The following is a 20041-nucleotide window of genomic DNA, read 5'->3' as shown; positions in this document are numbered from 1 at the left end:
GTGTCTGCACACGCACCCGCAAGACGTCTGACCAACACCGATATGGCCAAAATGCGCGCCAGCAACGACAAGATCACGATGCTGACCTGCTACGACGCTAGCTTTGCCCGCGCCTGCGAATGCGCCGGCGTGGACACTTTGCTGATCGGTGACTCGCTTGGCATGACCGTCCAAGGGCACGATTCGACGCTGCCGGTCACCCTCGACGACATGGCCTACCACACCGCCTCCGTCGTGCGCGGCAGCCAACGGCCGCTGATCATTACCGATTTGCCTTTCGGCAGCTTCCAAGCGAGTCCGCAACAAGCCTTCCACAGCGCCGTCCGGCTGATGGCTGCCGGCGCGCAGATGGTCAAGCTCGAAGGCGGCATCGACATGGCCGAAACCACGCAATTCCTTGTCCGCCGGGGCATTCCGGTCTGCGCCCACGTCGGCCTGACGCCGCAATCGGTGCACCAACTCGGCGGCTACCGCATCCAGGGAAAGGACGAAACCGGCGCCGCGCAAGTCCTGGCCGACGCCCTCGCCCAGCAGGAAGCCGGCGCCTCGATGATCGTTCTTGAAGCCATCCCGGCCGCGCTCGCCGCGGAAGTGACGCAGCAACTCCATATCCCGACCATCGGCATCGGCGCTGGCAAGGACTGCTCCGGCCAGGTGCTGGTCCTGCACGACATGCTCAATGTCAGCGACAGCAAAAAGCCGCGCTTTGTCCGCAACTTCATGGACGGTCAAACCTCGATCGGCGGCGCGCTCGCTGCCTACGTTGCCGCGGTCAAGGATGGCAGCTTCCCGGCCCCGGAACATTGTTACTGACCTCGAAAAACATTTTCACGAACGCCATGCAAATTTACTCTTCCATCCCCGAATTGCGCGCCGCCCTCAAAAACCGCGGCCGCATCGTTTTCGTTCCGACGATGGGCAATCTGCACGCCGGTCACATCTCCCTGATGAAAGAAGCGCGCGCCCATGGCGACACCGTTGTCGCCAGCATTTTCGTAAATCCGCTGCAATTCGGGCCGAGCGAGGATTTCAACAGCTATCCGCGCACGTTTGATGCCGACTGCCAGAAGCTTGAGGCCGCCGGCGTCGATATCCTGTTTGCCCCGACAGTGAAGGATCTTTACCCGGAGCCGCAGGAATACGTGGTCGATCCGCCGGCCATCCAGAATCTCCTTGAAGGCGAATTCCGCCCCGGCCATTTCCAAGGCGTGGCCACGGTCGTCCTCAAACTGTTCAACATTGTCCAGCCGGCCGTCGCCCTCTTCGGCAAAAAGGATTACCAGCAGTTGATGGTGTTGCGCAACATGACTCGCCAACTCGCCCTGCCAATCGAAATCGTCGGCGGCGAAACCGTGCGCGCGGAGGACGGCCTCGCCTTGTCCTCACGCAACGGCTACCTCAGCCCGGACGAACGCGCCGAGGCTCCGCGCCTGCACCGCGTCCTGACCCGAATCCGCGACGCCGTGCTGCAAGGCGAACGTGATTTTGCCAAACTTGAAAAAGAGGCGGCCGCCGAACTGGACAGCCATGGCTGGCAGACCGATTACGTCGCCATCCGCCAGCAGGCAGACCTGCAGCCGCCGCAATCGGCGGACATTCCACTGGTCATCCTGGCGGCCAGCCGCCTCGGCAAACCACGCCTGATCGACAACCTCGAAATCTAGGAAGACCTGACGCAGAGACAGGGCGCGTACTTAGGCGCCCTGCAAATCAGCCAGCGGCCAGCGTGGACGGACGGCGAAAGATCCAGCCGGTTTGATCGACAAGCCGGCCTGGAAACGCAACGCGCCGGCCAGCGCGATCATGGCGCCGTTGTCCGTGCAAAATTCGAACTCCGGGTAAAAGACCTCGACCCCTGCCTTGGCGGCCTTAGCATCCAATTGTCTGCGCAATTCGCGATTGGCACCGACCCCGCCGGCAACTACAAGCTGCCGAAATCCCGTCGCCTTGACCGCGCGCATCGACTTTTTGACCAGCACCTCGACGATTGCATCCTGAAAGGCACGCGCCACATCGGCGCGCTGTTGGTCGTCCAGCCCCCCCAATTCCTGCACCTTGACCAACACCGCCGTCTTCAGCCCGCTGAAACTGAAATTAAGATCACCGGAATTCAGCATCGGTCGCGGCAGGCTGACCACGCCCGGGCGCCCGCGCTCGGCCAATTCAGACAGCGCCGCCCCACCGGGATACGGCAGCCCAAGCAACTTGGCCGTTTTATCGAACGCCTCACCGGCCGCATCATCGAGAGTCTCACCCAGCAATTCGTAGCGACCGATCCCGGAAACACGCATTAGCTGGCTGTGCCCACCCGAAACAAGGAGCGCCACAAAGGGGATGACGGGCGGCCGAGCGGAAAGCAACGGCGACAGAAGATGCCCCTCAAGGTGATGCAAGGGGACGACCGGTAGGCCCAGCGAGGCAGCCAAGCCCTCGGCAAAGGCAGAACCGACAAGCAACGCACCGGCAAGCCCGGGCCCCTGCGTGTAGGCAATCGCATCAACGTCCGCAAGGCTTTTCCCGCTCTCGGCAAGCACTTTGCGCAGCAGCGGCACCGTTCGCCGGACGTGGTCGCGCGAGGCCAACTCGGGCACAACGCCACCGTAGGCTTGGTGCATCTGCACTTGCGAATACAAGGCGTGCGAGAGCAACCTTCCCGCCGGATTGCCAGCGACAGCTCCGGTTTCGTAAAGGGCGACGCCGGTTTCGTCGCAAGAGGATTCGATTCCAAGGATCAGCATGGGCAGCATTTTACCGCACCCAGACAAGCCTCCGGAGGCCTTTTGCCATGAAGCGAGTAACTGCATCGTCGATCTCTTCCGATTTTTTTCAACAAACTAATTTGGACAAACTCAACGAGGTTTGTTTATAATCCTCGGCTTGGTTGTAATCCGTCGAATTTTGAAATCAGGATCAAATTAATGCCAGCTATCCGTCTGAAGGAAAACGAGCCGTTCGAAGTTGCCATTCGCCGTTTCAAGCGCACCGTTGAAAAAACCGGTCTTCTGACCGAACTGCGTGCCCGCGAGTTCTACGAAAAACCCACCGCAGAGCGCAAGCGCAAGCTTGCCGCCGCCGTCAAGCGCCATCACAAGCGCATGCGCAGCCAAACGCTGCCGCCCAAGCTCTACTAATACGAGGTCGCGGATTACCACGCAGCCGCCTGTCAGCAGATAGGCGGCTTTTTGCACTTGTAACCCCTCGTTACACAACACTTCTCAACAGGATCTGCGCGATGAACCTGAAAGAACGCATCAACGACGACATGAAAGCCGCCATGCGCGCCAGAGAAAGCGCAAAACTGGCTGCCATTCGCTTGCTACTTGCCGCCATCAAGCAAAAGGAAGTTGACGAACAGATCTCGCTCGATGACGCAGCCGTCACCGCCGTCATCGACAAGATGCTCAAACAGCGACGAGACTCCATTACGCAATACCAGAACGCCGGGCGACAGGACTTGGCCGACGCGGAAAAATTTGAAGCCGACCTATTAACCAGCTACATGCCGGCCGGGCTGTCGCCGGAAGAGATCGCGCTTGCCGTTGCTGCCGCCGTCACGGAAACCGGAGCAACAGGCGCTGGCGACATGGGCAAGGTGATGGCCATCGTCAAGCCACGACTGGCTGGACGCGCCGACATGAGCGAGGTCTCGAAACTCGTCAAAGCCGCACTCGCCGGCTGAGGAAGCGCCACGCTCGCGAATTCCGAGAAGCAGACGGCAGGTCAATGATTCCCGAATCCTTCATTCAGGAACTGCTGCACAGAATCGACATCGTCGAACTGATCGACAGCTACGTTCCACTCAAGAAGGCCGGAGCAAACTTCGCCGCCTGCTGCCCTTTTCACAACGAAAAAACCCCCTCATTCACGGTCAGCCCCGCCAAACAGTTCTATCACTGCTTCGGCTGCGGCGCCCACGGCACAGCCATCGGTTTCCTGATGGAATATTCAGGACTCGGCTTTATTGACGCGATAAAAGAACTCTCCAGCCGCGCCGGTTTGCCGATGCCGGAAGAGAATACCAACGCCCCGCAGGGGCAATATCGAACAACAACGCTCACCGACGCCATGGCGCGCGCCGCCAAGTACTACTACGAGCAACTCAAGCGCTCTGAAAAAGCCATCAACTATCTAAAGCAACGTGGCGTCAGCGGAGAAATCGCGCAGAAATTCGGCATCGGCTACGCCCCTGACGGCTGGCAGAACCTTGGCGCGGCCTTCGACGACTACACCGCGAGCGAACTGCAAAGCACCGGACTGGTGATCAAAAACGAAAACAGCCGCCTATACGACCGCTTTCGCGACCGCATCATGTTTCCAATCGCCAGCCAAAAGGGCGAGATCATTGCATTTGGCGGCCGCGTCCTGGGGAACGGCGAACCGAAATACCTCAACTCCCCGGAAACTCCCCTATTCGAAAAAGGGAAGGAGATTTTCGGACTGCCGCAAGCTCGCTTAGCGCTTCGCGAAAAGAACACCGCAATCGTCGTTGAAGGCTACATGGACGTTGTCGCCTTGGCCCAACACGGCATCGGCAACGCCGTCGCAACGCTCGGAACCGCAACAACCGCAACGCACGTGCAAAAACTGCTGCGCCAAGTCGACCAAATCGTCTATTGCTTCGACGGCGACACGGCAGGTCGCAAAGCGGCATGGCGGGCACTGGAAAACAGCCTGGACTCCCTGCCGGAAAAAAAGAGCATCGGTTTCGCCTTCCTTCCCGAAGGCGAAGACCCGGACAGCTATGTAAGAAACCATGGCAGCGAAGCGTTTGAACGCCTGATCAAACAAGCCACGCCTCTCTCCGAATTTTTGCTCCGGGAACTGGCATCACGATGCGACATGACCAGCGCCGAGGGACGCGCCAAACTCGTTTCCGACGCCAAGCCACTGCTTGGCCGCTTGCAAACACCTTTACTGCGACTACAACTCGTCAAACGCCTCGCCGAGGCCAGTGGCTTCGACCAACGCGAAGTCGAGCGGCTGTGCGACCTGCAGCCGATCACCCGCCCCGCATTGGCCAGAGCGCCACGCCAGGCCCCATCGCTGCTACGCCCGCTGCTCCGCCTGCTTCTGCAAAAGCCGGAACTGGCCAGACAACTCCCGCTGGAGGCTTTACCCACCAACTCCGCCGAGGCACAAGCAATCTCCACCCTGTGCCGCGCAATCATTCAAAACCCGCTCCCTTCCGCTGGGTACCCAGCACTCCTCGAAAAACTGCGCGGATCACCGGAAGAAGGCACGCTACGAGAAGCAGCCGCTGAACTAATGCAAAACCCGTTTGCCGAAGACGACGTCGACAGCGAGTTTGCCGGGGCAATCGAGCGCCTGACCGAAGCAGAAAAAAGAAGGGCGTTCGCCGCCCTTCAGCAAAAAGTCTCCAAGCTCGGAGTCTCCGGCTTAAGCAGCGAAGAAAAGCAGGCTTATCTTCAAGCCATCGCAACTCGACCGAGTCAAGACAGAAGCGCGTAAGTTGTGATAATATTTCAGGTTTTTCCAGTATAACCCTAACCGGGAAATGGTCATGGCAAGGGAAAAGGCAACCACCACAAGCAAGTCGGCCAAGGCAAAAGCCTCGGACATTCTGGCCCAAATCGGCAACCAGCCGAATCTCGCCGACGAGGAGATGCGCAAGACGCAACTCAAGACGCTGATCAAACTGGGCAAGGAGCGTGGTTTTTTAACCTACGCTGAAGTTAACGACCATCTGCCGGATGATGTCGTCGACGCTGAACAGATCGAAAGCATCATCAGCACCTTCAACGACATGGGCATTCAGGTCTACGACGAGGCGCCGGACGCCGAGACCTTGCTGATGTCCGACAACGCTCCGGCAGCCGCCGAAGACGATACCGACGTCGAAGAGCAAGCCGAACAGGCGCTCTCGAATGTCGATTCGGAATTCGGCCGCACCACGGATCCGGTGCGCATGTACATGCGCGAAATGGGATCGGTGGAACTGCTTACCCGCGAAGGCGAAATCGAGATTGCCAAGCGCATCGAAGACGGCCTCAAGCACATGATCCAGGCCATCTCCGCCTGTCCGACCACCATTGCCGAAATCGTCGACTGTGCCGACAAGATCGAACGCGATGAAATGCGCATCGACGAGCTGATCGACGGCTTGATCGACCCCAACGCCGAAGAAGTTTTGGAAGAAGTCGCCCTCCCTGAGGACGACGTAAGCGACGAGGAAGGCGATGAAGACGGCGAAGGCGGTGGCGAAGGTGCGGCAGCCGCTGCGTCGCTCCAAAAGCTGAAGGAAGAAGGCCTGGCCCGGCTTGCCATGATCAAGTCGCATTACACCAAGGCACATGCGGTGCTCATCAAGAAAGGCTCGCAGGACAAAACGTACCTGAAGCACCAGGAGAAAATCTCCGAAGAGATGATGGGCATCCGCTTCACCTCGAAGACCATCGAGCGCCTGTGCGATACGGTGCGCCACATGGTCGAGGAAGCACGGGCTTGCGAACGCAAAATCCAGCGCATTTGCGTCGACACCGTCCGCATGCCGCGCCCGCATTTCATCAAGGTTTTCCCGGGCAACGAACTCAACCTCGACTGGGTCGACGGAGAACTCGAAGCTTCAACAAGCAAACCTTACGCCTCTGTTCTTTCCCGCAACGCGCCGAACATCAAGGAAGAACAGAAAAAGCTGCTGGCCCTGCAAGACCGCATCGGAATTCCGCTCAAGGAATTGAAAGATATCAACAAACAGATGTCGACTGGCGAAGCCAAGGCCAGACGCGCCAAGCGCGAAATGACCGAAGCCAACCTCCGGCTCGTCATCTCGATCGCCAAAAAATATACCAATCGCGGCCTGCAGTTCCTTGATCTGATCCAGGAAGGCAATATCGGCCTGATGAAGGCCGTCGACAAGTTCGAGTATCGCCGTGGCTACAAGTTCTCCACCTATGCCACGTGGTGGATTCGGCAGGCGATTACCCGTTCCATCGCCGACCAGGCCCGCACCATCCGTATCCCGGTGCACATGATCGAAACGATCAACAAGATGAACCGCATCTCCCGGCAGATTCTCCAGGAAACCGGTGTGGAAGCCGACCCGGCAACGCTGGCCAAGAAGATGGACATGCCGGAGGAAAAAATCCGCAAGATCCTCAAGATCAGCAAAGAACCGATCTCGATGGAAACCCCCATCGGCGACGACGACGACTCGCATCTTGGCGACTTCATCGAAGATTCGGCAACGCTGGCTCCGACCGACGCGGCCCTCTTCTCCAGCCTGCGCCATATCACCAAAGACGTGCTGGATACACTGACGCCCCGCGAAGCCAAGGTCCTGCGGATGCGATTCGGTATCGAAATGAACACCGACCACACGCTGGAAGAAGTCGGCAAGCAATTTGACGTAACCCGCGAACGCATCCGCCAGATCGAGGCCAAGGCTCTACGCAAGTTGCGCCATCCGTCCCGTTCAGACAAACTACGTAGCTTCCTCGACAGCGGGAACAATTAACTCTATTCAAGGGCCTGTAGCTCAGTTGGTCAGAGCAGAGGACTCATAATCCTTTGGTCCAGGGTTCAAGTCCCTGCGGGCCCACCAAAACCTAACGGGTTAGCCGACACTGTCGCTAGCCCGTTTTTTTTGCTATACGTTTAGCCTTTACAAATACAGCCCCCCCATCCATCATCTAACCGACATACTTCCGCTTGGTCGCTTCGCATCACCTACTACACTTGCCTGTGCCAACAAAATCACAATGCTAGCCAACCCGCAACAATCCCCCCTTAGCGGCCTTGCTCGTGCGCTCGTTCAAGCCGGACGCCTCCGGGAGGCGGAAGCGGAAGCCTTGCTCGCACAAGCCGACGCGGCAAAAACATCATTCATCGAACAGCTTGTCAGCTCCAAAAAATCGACGGCCAGCGAAGTGGCCCGCTTTGCCGCCGACACTTTTGGGCACCCACTGCTTGACTTGGGCGCCTTTGACGAAGCCCACATACAGAAATCGGCGATTGACCGCAAACTCATCTCAGCACACCGCGTCATTCCGCTCCACAAGCGCGGCAACCGGATTTCAGTCGCGATAGCGGACCCGACGAATCTGCGCGCTTTAGATGAAATCCGTTTCCAGACGGGAATGGCTGTCGATCCGGTGATCGTCGACGAAACTCTGCTTTCTCCATTAGTCGCCAAGCTATCGGAATCCGCCGAAGAAACACTCAAGAACCTCGCCAGCGAGGACATCAGCCTCGATTTCACCGATGAAGAGGCGACCGAAAAAACAGACGATGCCTCCGCCCCCAACCTTGACGTCGACGATGCACCGGTCGTCAAGTTCATCCAAAAAATGTTGCTCGACGCGATCAATGACGGCGCGTCAGACATCCATTTCGAGCCGTATGAGAAGAACTACCGGATACGCTTTCGGGTAGACGGGATATTGCGCGAAATCGCCTCGCCGCCTCTCGTCATCAAGGAAAAGATCGCCTCCCGCATCAAGGTCATTTCCCGCCTGAATATCGCCGAGAAACGCGTCCCACAAGATGGGCGAATGCGGTTGGTACTCTCAAAAAGCCGATCGATCGATTTCCGGGTCAGCACCCTGCCAACGATGTATGGCGAGAAAATCGTACTGCGCATTCTCGACCCAAGCAGCGCGACTCTCGGCATTGATGCGCTCGGTTACGAACCCGAACAAAAAGCCGTTCTGCTCGACGCCATCCAGCGCCCTTACGGAATGATTCTGGTAACCGGGCCGACTGGCTCGGGAAAAACCGTCTCGCTCTATACCTGCCTGAACATCCTCAACAAACCGGGCATCAACATCTCCACGGCCGAGGATCCCGCCGAAATTCCACTGCCCGGCATTAATCAAGTCAATGTCGATGACAGACAAGGATTAACGTTCCCGGTGGCTCTGAAAGCCTTCCTGCGCCAAGATCCGGACATCATCATGGTGGGCGAAATTCGCGACCTGGAAACCGCTGAAATCGCCATCAAGGCCGCACAGACAGGGCACATGGTTCTGTCCACACTGCACACCAACGATGCCCCGGCGACGCTGACCCGGCTTATGAACATGGGGGTTCCGACCTTCAACATCGCCTCCAGCATTCTGCTCATCACAGCCCAGCGACTCGTTCGCAGGCTGTGCAACTGCAAACGCCCCGTCGACGTTCCTGTCGAGACGCTGCTGAACGCCGGGTTTAGCGAAGAAGAACTCGATGGCAGCTGGACTCTCTACGGGCCAGGGGAATGCGACCGGTGCAAGGGGTCGGGCTACAAGGGGCGCGTCGGTGTATACCAAGTCATGCCGGTGACAGAATCGATCCAGCGCCTCATCATGGGCGATGCCACATCACTGGACATCGCCGAGCAGGCCCGGAAAGAAGGTGTAAATGACCTGCGCCGCTCCGGGCTATTAAAAGTCAAACAAGGGCTGACATCTCTTGATGAAGTACTCGGCAATACCAACTCTTGAGCACTTGAGCACATAAGGGAGCTGTATGGCTACACCGACCAAACCCAGCAAGGCAGGCCGCGAGGCCAAAGAATTCACATATCTCTGGACGGGCAAAAACAAGGCCGGGAAAATTGTGCGAGGGGAACTGCGCGCCACGAGCGAGGCCGTTGTTAACGCGACGTTGCGGCGCCAAGGAGTCCTCGTCACAAAAGTCACCAAACAGTCGTTCAGACGGGGCGGAAAAGTCAGCGAAAAAGATGTCGCCCTGTTTACCCGCCAATTGGCCACCATGATGAAATCTGGCGTGCCACTTCTTCAAACATTCGATATCGTTGGGCGCGGCCACGACAATCCGGCCGTTGGCAAGTTGTTGCTCGACATCAAATCAGACGTCGAGACAGGTAGTTCATTGTCACAGGCGTTTAGAAAACACCCTCTTTACTTCGACCAGTTGTATTGCAACCTGGTCGCTGCAGGCGAACAGGCCGGCATTCTGGAAACGCTACTCGACCGCTTGGCGACTTATAAAGAAAAGATGCTCGCCATCAAGTCGAAAATCAAATCGGCGATGTTCTACCCCACGGCCGTCATCATCGTTGCCTTCATTATTACCGCAGTCATCATGATTTTCGTGATTCCGGCGTTCAAAGAAGTCTTCAAGAGCTTTGGCGCCGACTTGCCAGCCCCCACACTGATGGTCATTGCGATGTCGGACTTTTTCGTGGCGTACTGGTGGTTGATCTTCGGCACGCTGGGCGGCAGCATTTTTGCCTTTTTCTACACTTGGAAACGTTCGGAAAAAATGCAATTTGCGCTCGACCGAGTATTTCTCCGACTTCCCATTTTTGGCGGCATCATTCGCAAGTCGGTCATCGCGCGCTGGACACGGACACTGGCGACAATGTTCGCGGCCGGCGTCCCATTGGTAGAGTCACTTGAATCAGTAGGGGGCGCTGCGGGCAACTATGTGTACAAAGTTGGCACGCGGCAAATCCAGACTGAAGTCAGCACGGGAACCAGTCTTACCTCGGCCATGCAAAACAGCGAACTGTTCCCGAACATGGTCAACCAAATGGTCGCGATCGGAGAGGAATCCGGAGCGCTCGACTCAATGCTCGGCAAAGTTGCCGACTTTTTCGAAGCGGAAGTCGACGACGCGGTTGAAGCGCTCTCCAGCCTGATGGAGCCCCTCATCATGGTCGTCCTTGGCGTATTGATCGGCGGCATGGTCATTGCCATGTATCTGCCAATTTTCAAACTGGGAGCCGTTGTCTGATGAACATGGATTGGCTTGTCTGGCTTAACGACACAACCTCGCTAACCCTTGCCTGCGGCCTATTGGGACTTGTCGTAGGAAGCTTTCTCAATGTCGTCATTCACCGCTTGCCCAAGATGATGGAGCGCGACTGGCGCCTGCAATGCGCCGAGTTGCAAGGGCAGCCCCCACCGGAACTTCCTCCTCTGACACTGGCCACACCACGTTCACGTTGCCCGAACTGTGACCATATGATTACCGCCCTGGAAAATATCCCGCTACTTAGCTGGCTTTTTCTTCGCGGAAAATGCTCAAGCTGCCATGCCCCTATTTCCGCCCGCTACCCGACGGTTGAAGCATTCACTGCCATTCTTTCCGCCTTCGCCGCGTGGCACCTGGGTTCAGGCTGGCAAATCGCTGGCGCGTTGATCCTGATCTGGGCGCTCATTGCCCTCAGTTGCATCGATTTCGACACGCAGCTGCTACCCGACTCGATCACTCTGCCGCTCTTGTGGTCAGGCTTGCTGTTCAACCTCTTTGGCGTATTCACGGATCTGCATTCAGCGGTGGTCGGAGCCATTGCAGGCTACCTATCGCTCTGGTCGGTTTATTGGGCGTTCAAACTGGCCACCGGCAAAGAAGGAATGGGATACGGCGACTTCAAACTACTCAGCGCAATTGGCGCCTGGCTCGGTTGGCAGATATTGCCGGCCACCATCCTCCTTTCTTCCCTGGTTGGCGCCTGCGTTGGGATTGTGCTGATCTTGCTGGCCAAACGCGGCCGCAACGTCCCCATCCCTTTCGGCCCCTACCTTGCCGCCGCGGGCCTGCTCGCGCTGTTCTGGGGCGAGGAAATCACGCGAGGGTATCTCCAGTTGCTCTAATCACTTGAAAACAAGGACTTTGCCCACACCTTGGCAAAGCGCCGAGCGGCCAATACCAAGGCCTTGTTCGGGTATAATCTTTCCTTTGTTGCTGATTGAAGGTACCAACATGCCAATCTACGCTTATCGCTGCGACTCCTGCGGTTTCGAAAAAGATCATTTGCAGAAACTCAATGCCCCGGTGCTGACCACCTGCCCGGAATGTGGCAAAGACGCTTATCAAAAACAGATCACTGCCGCCGGCTTTCAGCTCAAAGGCAATGGCTGGTACGCCACTGACTTCAAAAACAACGGTTCCTCGACAAAGGCCAGCAATCCGCCACCGTGCCAAGGGTGTGCCGGAGCAGATGCGTGCGCGGCCAGTTGATTAAACGCTATTTCATCACCGGACTACTGATCTGGGTTCCCTTGGCGATCACCGCCTGGGTACTCTCATTGATCGCCGGCGTCGCCGATCAGTCATTGCTTCTGCTACCGACGGCAGTTCACCCGCACACCCTCTTGGGGTATGACGTTCCAGGCATCGGTATTTTGCTTACCGTGCTCATCATTCTGGTCACCGGCATCCTCGCTGCAAATTTCATTGGCCAACGGCTGGTAGTCTGGTGGGAAAAACTGCTGGCTCGCATTCCGGTTGTCAATTCGATCTACAACAGCGTCAAACAGGTCTCCGATACGCTGTTTTCCTCTTCCGGGAACGCCTTCCGCAAGGCCTTACTCGTTCAGTACCCGCACGCCGGCTCGTGGACGATCGCCTTCCTGACCGGGACCCCTGGCGGGGATGTGCGCAATCATCTCGACGACGAACACGTCAGCGTCTACGTTCCGACCACTCCGAATCCAACCTCGGGCTTTTTCCTGATTTTCAAAAAAAGCGACGTCATCGAACTCGACATGAACGTCGACGAGGCACTCAAATACATCATCTCGATGGGCGTCGTCGCTCCGCCTGTGCGAAAGAAGCCGGCATCGCTCTCATCTAAAACCCATTGAACCACGACTTTTCAGAACAACTATGCGAACCCATTATTGCGGCCAACTCAACTCCCAAACCATTGACCAGGAAGTAACGCTTTGCGGCTGGGCACACCGCCGGCGCGACCACGGCGGCGTTATCTTTATCGACCTGCGCGACCGCGAAGGATTGGCCCAGATCGTTTGCGACCCAGACCGTCCGGAAATGTTTTCCATCGCCGAATCGGTGCGCAACGAATTCTGCCTCAGAATTACGGGCAAGGTCCGCGCCCGGCCGGCCGGAACAGTTAACCCGAACATGCCCAGCGGCGAGGTCGAAATCCTCTGCCACGAGATCGAAGTGCTCAACCCATCGGTCACGCCGCCGTTCCAGCTCGACGAGGACAACCTTTCGGAAAACGTCCGCCTTCAGCACCGCGTGATCGATCTGCGGCGGCCACAGATGCAAAAGAACCTCATCCTGCGCTACAAGACAGCGCGGGCATTCCGCCGCTACCTCGACGACGCAGGCTTTATCGACATCGAGACGCCGATGCTCACCAAGAGCACGCCAGAAGGCGCACGCGACTACCTCGTGCCATCGCGCGTTCACGCCGGCCAATTCTTCGCCCTGCCCCAGTCGCCGCAGCTCTTCAAGCAATTGCTGATGGTCGCCGGCTTCGACCGCTACTATCAGATCACTAAATGCTTCCGCGACGAGGATTTGCGCGCCGACCGCCAACCGGAGTTCACCCAGGTTGATATCGAAACCTCCTTCCTGAGCGAAACTGAAATCACCGCAATCATGGAAGACTTGATCCGTTACGTGTTCAAGGAAGCGATCGACACCGACCTGCCCAACCCGTTCCCGCGCATGACCTACGCCGAAGCCATGCACCGCTTTGGCTCGGACAAGCCTGATCTGCGCGTAACGCTCGAACTCACTGAAGTCACCGACGCCGTAAAAGACGTTCCCTTCAAGGTTTTCGCGAATGTCGCCAACTCCGAGAACGGCCGCGTAGCAGCGCTCCGCATCCCGGGAGGGGCAAGCCTCACCCGTGGCGAGATCGACGCATACACGCAGTTCGTCGGCATCTACGGCGCCAAGGGGTTGGCTTACATCAAGGTCAACGACGCCACGCAACTCAACGACACCGGCCTGCAATCGCCGATCGTCAAGAACCTGTCGGAAACGGCGCTCAAAGCCATTGTCGAACGCACAGGCGCTCAATCCGGCGACCTCATTTTCTTCGGCGCCGATAAAGCCAAAGTGGTCAATGACGCCCTTGGGGCGCTACGTATCAAGATCGGCCACGAAAAAGGCTTCCTCAACGGCAAAGCGTGGGAGCCGCTCTGGGTCGTGGACTTCCCGATGTTCGACTATGACGAAGACGAAAAGCGCTGGGTCGCCTGCCACCATCCGTTCACCAGCCCGAAAGACGAACACATCCCATTGCTGTCGACCGATCCGGGCAAGTGCCTGGCCAAGGCCTACGACTTGGCGCTCAATGGCTGGGAACTCGGCGGCGGATCGGTGCGTATCCACCGCGCCGATGTCCAGCAACAGGTATTCCAAGCGCTCGGCATCAGCGACGAGGAAGCCAGTATCAAATTTGGCTTCCTGCTCGACGCCCTCAAGTACGGCGCGCCCCCACACGGCGGCCTGGCCTTTGGCCTCGACCGTATCGTGACCATGATGACCGGTGCCGAATCGATCCGCGACGTGATTGCTTTCCCGAAAACGCAACGGGCGCAATGTCTGCTCACCGACGCGCCAAGCATGGTGGATGAAAAGCAACTTCGCGAACTCCATATCCGCCTGCGTCAGAAAATCGAAACCCAGGTCGAAGTTGGCAAAAGCTAACTCCGATGCGACGCCTCGCCGCCGCATTTAAGACCTTAGCAATAGCATGCCGGCTGGCGCTCTTAGTTGCGCTGGCCGGTGTGTTTGGTGTTTGCGGAACGGGATCGGCCCGCGAGACCGGCCCGGTACAAACCATCGGCACCGTCCGGCTTGAGAATCTCCCCACAGAAGCCAGAGATACCCTTTATCTGATTCGACAAGGTGGTCCGTTTCCGTATCCGCACAAGGACGGCAGCATCTTCGGAAACTTCGAACGGCACTTGCCTCCGCAACCTCGGGGCTACTACCGGGAATACACTGTTCCAACACCCGGCCGCCGAGACCGCGGTCCGCGAAGAATCGTCGCCGGCCTTGGCAAAACCGGCAATGCGTCGACATCAGACGATGTATTACTATTCCGGCAATCACTATCGCAGTTTCCGGCGAATCGTCGAGTCCCATAAAAATCCGCGTACTCCGGAGCCTTGACATGCCCAAGCACATCGTACTTCCGAGCCAGGCCGGCATCTTTCGTTTATCACGCGAGGATCTCGCCGCGCTCAAGGAGGCGGCAAACGAACAGGGCTTCGCCTTCTTCGAAGTCGATCTGCAGCGGGCAACCAATGTCCCCGGCTTTATCCGCGCCCTCAAACGCGACCTCGAGTTCCCCGACTGGTTTGGCGGCAATCTCGATGCACTGAACGACTGCCTGACGGACTTCTCCTGGCACCCGGCCTCCGGCTACGTTATCACGCTCAGCGGAAGCGCCACACTGAGCGCGACACCGACCAGCTTTGCCACCCTTAACGCCGTTCTGGCCTGTGCCGTCGACGAATGGCGGGCGCGCAACGTTCCGTTCCTCGTGTTTTATCTGACCGACCCCACCGGAACCGCCAACGGGCAACGCTATCACTAGCCATGAATCCTCTGCCCAAACAATACAAGCGCCCGATTTCCGTTCTAGTCATCATTCACACCCCGGACCTCCAAGTCTTGCTTCTGCAGCGAGCAAAACACCCCGGATTCTGGCAATCGGTCACCGGCAGCCAGGAGGACGAAGAGACACTGCCACAGACAGCCATCCGGGAGGTGCACGAAGAAACCGGTATTGTAGTCGCGCCGGGCCAACTGACCGACTGGCAGATGACCAACACATTCGAAATTTTCCCCGAATGGCGCGACCGCTACGCTCCCGGCGTTACCTGCAATGTCGAACACGTCTTTTCCCTCTTGGTCCCGCAGGTTCGACCCGTAACCCTGGCCGCCGAGGAACATTCGAATTACCGCTGGCTCCCCTGGCAAGAAGGGGCAACGCAATGCTTCTCATGGAGCAATCGCGACGCGATCCTCAGGCTGGCAGAAAAAACTAATGGCCGGTAGTTTCTCGCGTTTTCCGCGCAAGGCAAGCGGGACAATAACAAGCAACCAGATGGCTCTCATCGTTTTGCCCATCAACGCCCCCAAGCAACACGGTCACAGGTAACCTAACCGCATTTTCCATGCACCAGCAAACCATCTGCCCGGCGGTCACGCCGCAAACAAACTCAGCCCCACACGCGGGACAAACACTTGTTTTCACCAACTCCCTTTCTGCCCCACTTCTATTCACGCTGACTCCTCATCGAAACAAATGACCATTAAAACGTCTCGTTGGCATGGCGGCTCCCTTTTGCTTTGCCCAAGCCACGAGTAAAATTTGCTCGTTTGTTAAGGATACCCACAATGACCTCGCCGCAATTTTCCCCGACTCAGATCGCCGACACTTTAGCCGAAGCCCTGCCTTATATCCGACGTTTCCACGGAAAAACCATTGTCGTCAAATTTGGCGGCAACGCGATGATCAACGAGGACCTTAAGCGTTCGTTCGCGCGGGATGTCGTCCAACTCAAACTGGTTGGGATCAATGTTGTCGTCGTCCATGGTGGCGGACCGCAAATCGAAAACCTGCTCGGGCGCGTTGGCATCACGGGGGAATTCATCCAGGGCATGCGTGTCACCGGCGCCGACACCATGGAAATTGTCGAAATGGTACTCGGCGGGCAGGTCAATAAGGATGTCGTCAGCCTGATCAATCAGGCCGGCGGCCGCGCCGTCGGACTGACTGGCAAGGACAGCAACTTGATCCGCGCCAAGAAGTTATTCCTTCAGGACAATGAGCACCCGGACAAACAGATTGACATCGGACTCGTCGGCGACATCGAATACATCGAGCCGGGCTTGATCCGCTACCTTGAGGCAGGCGGCTTCATACCGGTCATTGCGCCGATTGGCGTCGGCGAAAACGGGGAAACCTACAATATCAACGCCGATGTCGTTGCCGGTCGCGTCGCCGAAGTTTTGCAAGCGGAAAAGCTTGTGCTGCTCACCAACACCCCCGGCGTGCTCGACAAGGCGGGCAAACTGGTTACGAATGTCACGCCGAAAGAAATCGAGGAAATGGTCGCCGATGGCACCCTGTACGGCGGCATGCTCCCGAAGATCGGATCGGCGCTTGATGCCGCACGCAACGGCGTCAAGAGCGTGCACATCATTGACGGCCGCGTAGACCATGCGCTGTTGCTGGAGATTCTGACCAATCGTGGCTGCGGCACGATGATCAAGAGCCACTGATCAGAAAGGCGGGAGGTGAAGTTTTACGGTTCACGCAGCGCACTCGGCCCACCTTCCGCCGCTCAAACCACTTCTACCCGCCCCACTCTCCCGGCGGCGGGCAGGCAACCCGCGAAGCGCACTTGGCTTTTCGACCTCGACAACACCCTGCACGACGCCAACGCGCATATTTTCCCGCACATGCACCGGGCGATGATGGCGTACATTTGCCATCATTTGCAGATCGACGAAGCAGAAGCAACCCACCTCCGCCAGCACTATTGGAAACGCTACGGCGCCACCCTGCTCGGACTGATGCGCCATCACGGCACCAACCCGCACCACTTCCTGCACCATACGCATCAGTTTCCCGAACTCGAACGCATCGTGATTGCCGAGCGCGGCCTCAAAGCCATGTTGCACCGGCTGCCGGGCAGAAAAATCATTTTCTCCAACGCCCCGCAAAAATACGTTCGGGACATCCTTCAAATAGTCGGCATTCAGCATTGCTTTGACGCCATCTATTCCGTCGAGCGCATTCGCTTTCGCCCCAAACCCGACCATTTTGGCTTCCTGCGTATTCTGCGTAACGAAAGGCTCCGCCCTTGCGACTGCATCATGGTCGAAGATACGCAGGCCAACCTGAAAACGGCCAAACGGCTCGGGATGAAAACCGTCTGGGTCAGCGCACTTACTCGGCAACCGCCACACGTCGACGTCAAAATATCTTCCATCCTCGAACTCCCCGCCCGACTCGCACAGCTATAAGAAGAGGCGAACAAAGCCCGGTGCTGTCAGCGCTTTACCCATTGAAACGTTATCAAGCAAACTGCTTTAGCCTTTGGTCCCCTCTTTATGCAAGTTCCTCAACGCCTCGCCTTCATTGACGCGCTGAAAGCCGTCGCTTCCCAACTCATCGTCCTGCATCACCTTGCCTTTTATGGTCCGATGTCGGACGTCGCGAACGATCTCGCGCCACAACTGATCGCCTGGCTAAGTCAGCATGCGCGGATTGCCGTTCAGATGTTCCTGGTTATGGGCGGTTTTCTGGCCGCAAAATCAATCGCCCCGGACGGCATCTTGATCACAAAAGCGCCGTTTTCTCTTTTGAAGAAACGCTACTTCAAACTCGTAATCCCTTACGCCGGCGCTTTACTGCTTGGCACCCTGTGCGCGGCGATCGCCCGCAACCTGATGGATCACGATTCGATTCCAACCTCGCCCACAATATGGCAAGTTCTCGGGCACTTAACGTTGCTGCACAGCCTTCTTGAATTCGATTCGCTGTCAGCCGGCGTTTGGTATGTCGCCATTGATTTCCAGTTATTCGCGCTATTGCTCTTGTTGCTCTGGATTCCCCGACTTTGGGTCCGGCAAAACGCAAGGCCAGAATTTCCTTTCGGGATTGCCATGGTCGCCGGCCTCGCCGCTGCCTCGCTCTTCGTTTTCAACCTCGATGAAAACTGGGACAGTTACGGAATTTACTTCTTTGGAGCCTATGGCCTGGGAGCGCTCACCTATTGGGCAACGAGCAGAAAAACGCACTTGGATTGGCTGGTGATTATCACGGCCGTAGCTGTCGCCGCACTTATTTATGATTTCCGCTCCAGAATCGCCGTCGCGCTGGCGACCGCAATTGCGCTCGGCCTTTCACAACGCTGGGGATTTCTGGAGACTCAGCCGCACGGGCGGCTGTTCGCCTATCTGGGAAAAATTTCGTACTCGGTTTTCCTAGCGCACTTTCCGATTCTGCTCGTAATCAACGGGCTTTTTGCTTTTTTTGCCCCAAGCGATCCGTCAGCCAACGCCTTCGGCATCGTCTTTGGCTGGTTTGCAAGCATCGCCGCAGGCGCCATATTTTACCGTTTTATTGAAAGTCAGTCCTCGACGTGGCTGGCGACTGCAAGCGCCTTGTCGTCAAGATTGATCGGGCGCTGTTTCCCGACGCGCAAAGAGCGCAATCAGGCCAGCCACTCGGCAACATCAAGGGCAAAGTAGGTCAGAATGCCATCGGCGCCGGCACGCTTGAAGGCCAGCAGGCTTTCAAGCACGCACGGTTTTTCTTCAAGCCATCCATTCTGGCACGCCGCCTTGAGCATCGCATACTCACCACTGACCTGATAGGCATAGGTCGGCACACGGAATTCGTCCTTCACGCGCCGGACAATATCGAGATAAGGCATGCCCGGCTTGATCATCACCATGTCGGCCCCTTCGGCCAGATCAAGCGCCACCTCGCGCAAAGCCTCATCCGAATTGGCCGGATCCATCTGGTAAGTGTATTTATTGCCTCCACCCAAGCTGCCGGCCGAGCCAACCGCCTCGCGGAACGGCCCGTAGAAGCTCGAAGCATACTTGGCGGAATAGGCCAGAATTCGCGCGTGAATCTGGCCGGAACCGTCGAGTTCGGCCCGAATACGTGCGACACGGCCATCCATCATGTCTGATGGCGCAACCACATCCGCCCCCGCCTGCGCGTGAGTCAACGCCTGTTTCGCCAGTGCTTCCAGCGTTTCATCGTTCAGTACATAACGACAAGGATCATTCTCCGCAATCAGCCCATCCTGTCCGTGACTGGTGTAGGGATCAAGCGCCACGTCGGTAATAACGCCCAGCTCCGGGAATTCCTTCTTCAGCGTAGCCACGACACGCGGCACCAAACCGTCAGGATTCCAGGCTTCTTCGGCGCCTGGCGTTTTGAGCGAAGCATCAATAACGGGGAACAATGCCAGCGCGGGCACGCCCAAAAGCAGCGCCCGCTCCGCCGTTTTCAACAGCAGATCAAGGCTTTTCCGCTCAACGCCGGGCATTGAACTCACCGCTTCAGCGCGATTACGCCCCTCAAGGACAAAAACCGGATAGATCAGATCGTTAGGCGTAAGAACTGACTCACGCATCAAGCGCCTGGAGAAATCATCACGGCGCATGCGACGCATACGCACCGTCGGGAATTTGCCAGAAAAACTCACGATTTCATTCCTCGCATTGAATTCCATTTGTTTTTCGTCTACACAGAACATATGGGAGAGAAAAAACGCATGGAACTAATTTCGCATTCTTAAATCTTAGTGTTTAGATGGCACGCACCGTCTCC

General features: G+C 57.3%; 21 protein-coding genes and 1 tRNA gene. 19 read left to right on the top strand and 3 right to left on the bottom strand.

The window, feature by feature from the left end; genetic code table 11:
• A complete protein-coding gene (panB, locus tag GH659_RS04975) occupies positions 1 to 813 on the top strand; it encodes a 3-methyl-2-oxobutanoate hydroxymethyltransferase (RefSeq protein WP_153109699.1) in 813 nt (270 codons plus the stop codon).
• Between the two features lie 26 nt (positions 814 to 839).
• Positions 840 to 1664, top strand: a complete 825-nt coding sequence (gene panC, locus GH659_RS04970; protein WP_153109696.1) for a pantoate--beta-alanine ligase — start codon at positions 840 to 842, stop codon at positions 1662 to 1664.
• A gap of 30 nt (positions 1665 to 1694) precedes the next feature.
• Here the strand turns inward: panC and tsaD are convergent, their stop codons facing one another.
• Positions 1695 to 2738: a tRNA (adenosine(37)-N6)-threonylcarbamoyltransferase complex transferase subunit TsaD gene (gene tsaD / locus GH659_RS04965; RefSeq protein WP_153109775.1), complete on the bottom strand. Its 1044-nt coding sequence runs from the start codon at positions 2736 to 2738 to the stop codon at positions 1695 to 1697.
• 180 nt (positions 2739 to 2918) lie between these two features.
• On the opposite strand from tsaD, the gene rpsU reads away from it, so the two are divergent.
• The 14 genes from rpsU (at position 2919) to nudB (ending at position 15738) form a co-directional block, all read left to right on the top strand.
• On the top strand, positions 2919 to 3131 hold the full coding sequence (gene rpsU / locus GH659_RS04960; protein WP_153109694.1) for a 30S ribosomal protein S21: 213 nt from the start codon (positions 2919 to 2921) through the stop codon (positions 3129 to 3131).
• 101 nt (positions 3132 to 3232) lie between these two features.
• Positions 3233 to 3679: a GatB/YqeY domain-containing protein gene (locus tag GH659_RS04955; protein WP_153109691.1), complete on the top strand. Its 447-nt coding sequence runs from the start codon at positions 3233 to 3235 to the stop codon at positions 3677 to 3679.
• Between the two features lie 44 nt (positions 3680 to 3723).
• On the top strand, positions 3724 to 5469 hold the full coding sequence (gene dnaG, locus GH659_RS04950) for a DNA primase (RefSeq protein WP_153109689.1): 1746 nt from the start codon (positions 3724 to 3726) through the stop codon (positions 5467 to 5469).
• A gap of 52 nt (positions 5470 to 5521) precedes the next feature.
• Entirely contained in the window at positions 5522 to 7474 is a 1953-nt protein-coding gene (rpoD, locus tag GH659_RS04945; protein ID WP_153109687.1) for an RNA polymerase sigma factor RpoD, read from the top strand.
• 10 nt (positions 7475 to 7484) lie between these two features.
• Positions 7485 to 7561 (top strand) — tRNA-Ile (locus GH659_RS04940).
• A gap of 157 nt (positions 7562 to 7718) precedes the next feature.
• Complete coding sequence (gene pilB, locus GH659_RS04935; protein ID WP_153109685.1) at positions 7719 to 9440, top strand: type IV-A pilus assembly ATPase PilB; 1722 nt, start codon at positions 7719 to 7721, stop codon at positions 9438 to 9440.
• 25 nt (positions 9441 to 9465) lie between these two features.
• Positions 9466 to 10698, top strand: a complete 1233-nt coding sequence (locus GH659_RS04930) for a type II secretion system F family protein (RefSeq protein ID WP_153109683.1) — start codon at positions 9466 to 9468, stop codon at positions 10696 to 10698.
• 5 nt (positions 10699 to 10703) lie between these two features.
• On the top strand, positions 10704 to 11561 hold the full coding sequence (locus tag GH659_RS04925) for a prepilin peptidase (protein ID WP_153109773.1): 858 nt from the start codon (positions 10704 to 10706) through the stop codon (positions 11559 to 11561).
• 109 nt (positions 11562 to 11670) lie between these two features.
• Positions 11671 to 11928: an FmdB family zinc ribbon protein gene (locus GH659_RS04920; RefSeq protein ID WP_153109769.1), complete on the top strand. Its 258-nt coding sequence runs from the start codon at positions 11671 to 11673 to the stop codon at positions 11926 to 11928.
• A complete protein-coding gene (locus GH659_RS04915) occupies positions 11928 to 12554 on the top strand; it encodes a DUF502 domain-containing protein (protein WP_153109771.1) in 627 nt (208 codons plus the stop codon). Before GH659_RS04920 ends, GH659_RS04915 begins: the two co-directional genes overlap by 1 nt.
• Positions 12555 to 12576: 22 nt before the next feature.
• On the top strand, positions 12577 to 14379 hold the full coding sequence (aspS, locus tag GH659_RS04910) for an aspartate--tRNA ligase (RefSeq protein WP_153109681.1): 1803 nt from the start codon (positions 12577 to 12579) through the stop codon (positions 14377 to 14379).
• Between the two features lie 5 nt (positions 14380 to 14384).
• A complete protein-coding gene (locus GH659_RS04905) occupies positions 14385 to 14822 on the top strand; it encodes a guanyl-specific ribonuclease (protein WP_343030088.1) in 438 nt (145 codons plus the stop codon).
• 26 nt (positions 14823 to 14848) lie between these two features.
• Entirely contained in the window at positions 14849 to 15274 is a 426-nt protein-coding gene (locus tag GH659_RS04900) for a barstar family protein (RefSeq protein WP_153109679.1), read from the top strand.
• A 2-nt stretch (positions 15275 to 15276) separates the two neighbouring features.
• Positions 15277 to 15738, top strand: a complete 462-nt coding sequence (gene nudB, locus GH659_RS04895; protein ID WP_211364104.1) for a dihydroneopterin triphosphate diphosphatase — start codon at positions 15277 to 15279, stop codon at positions 15736 to 15738.
• On the opposite strand, the gene GH659_RS04890 is transcribed toward nudB, so the two are convergent.
• Complete coding sequence (locus GH659_RS04890; protein ID WP_281349709.1) at positions 15725 to 15937, bottom strand: cysteine-rich CWC family protein; 213 nt, start codon at positions 15935 to 15937, stop codon at positions 15725 to 15727. The genes nudB and GH659_RS04890 overlap by 14 nt on opposite strands.
• 143 nt (positions 15938 to 16080) lie before the next feature.
• On the opposite strand from GH659_RS04890, the gene argB reads away from it, so the two are divergent.
• From argB to GH659_RS04875, 3 genes are all read left to right on the top strand, one after another.
• Positions 16081 to 16968: an acetylglutamate kinase gene (argB, locus tag GH659_RS04885; protein ID WP_153109677.1), complete on the top strand. Its 888-nt coding sequence runs from the start codon at positions 16081 to 16083 to the stop codon at positions 16966 to 16968.
• 15 nt (positions 16969 to 16983) lie between these two features.
• Positions 16984 to 17715, top strand: a complete 732-nt coding sequence (locus GH659_RS04880) for a pyrimidine 5'-nucleotidase (RefSeq protein ID WP_153109675.1) — start codon at positions 16984 to 16986, stop codon at positions 17713 to 17715.
• Between the two features lie 87 nt (positions 17716 to 17802).
• On the top strand, positions 17803 to 18945 hold the full coding sequence (locus GH659_RS04875) for an acyltransferase family protein (RefSeq protein ID WP_153109673.1): 1143 nt from the start codon (positions 17803 to 17805) through the stop codon (positions 18943 to 18945).
• Here the strand turns inward: GH659_RS04875 and hemB are convergent.
• Positions 18909 to 19874: a porphobilinogen synthase gene (gene hemB, locus GH659_RS04870; RefSeq protein WP_425499979.1), complete on the bottom strand. Its 966-nt coding sequence runs from the start codon at positions 19872 to 19874 to the stop codon at positions 18909 to 18911. The genes GH659_RS04875 and hemB overlap by 37 nt on opposite strands.
• Between the last annotated feature and the right edge of the window lie 167 nt (positions 19875 to 20041).

Origin of the sequence: Propionivibrio limicola, from assembly GCF_009469695.1 — a bacterium.
Lineage (GTDB): Bacteria > Pseudomonadota > Gammaproteobacteria > Burkholderiales > Rhodocyclaceae > Propionivibrio > Propionivibrio limicola.
The sequence above is the reverse complement of the archived record's forward strand: the minus strand, read 5'-3'. Positions and strand labels throughout refer to the sequence as shown.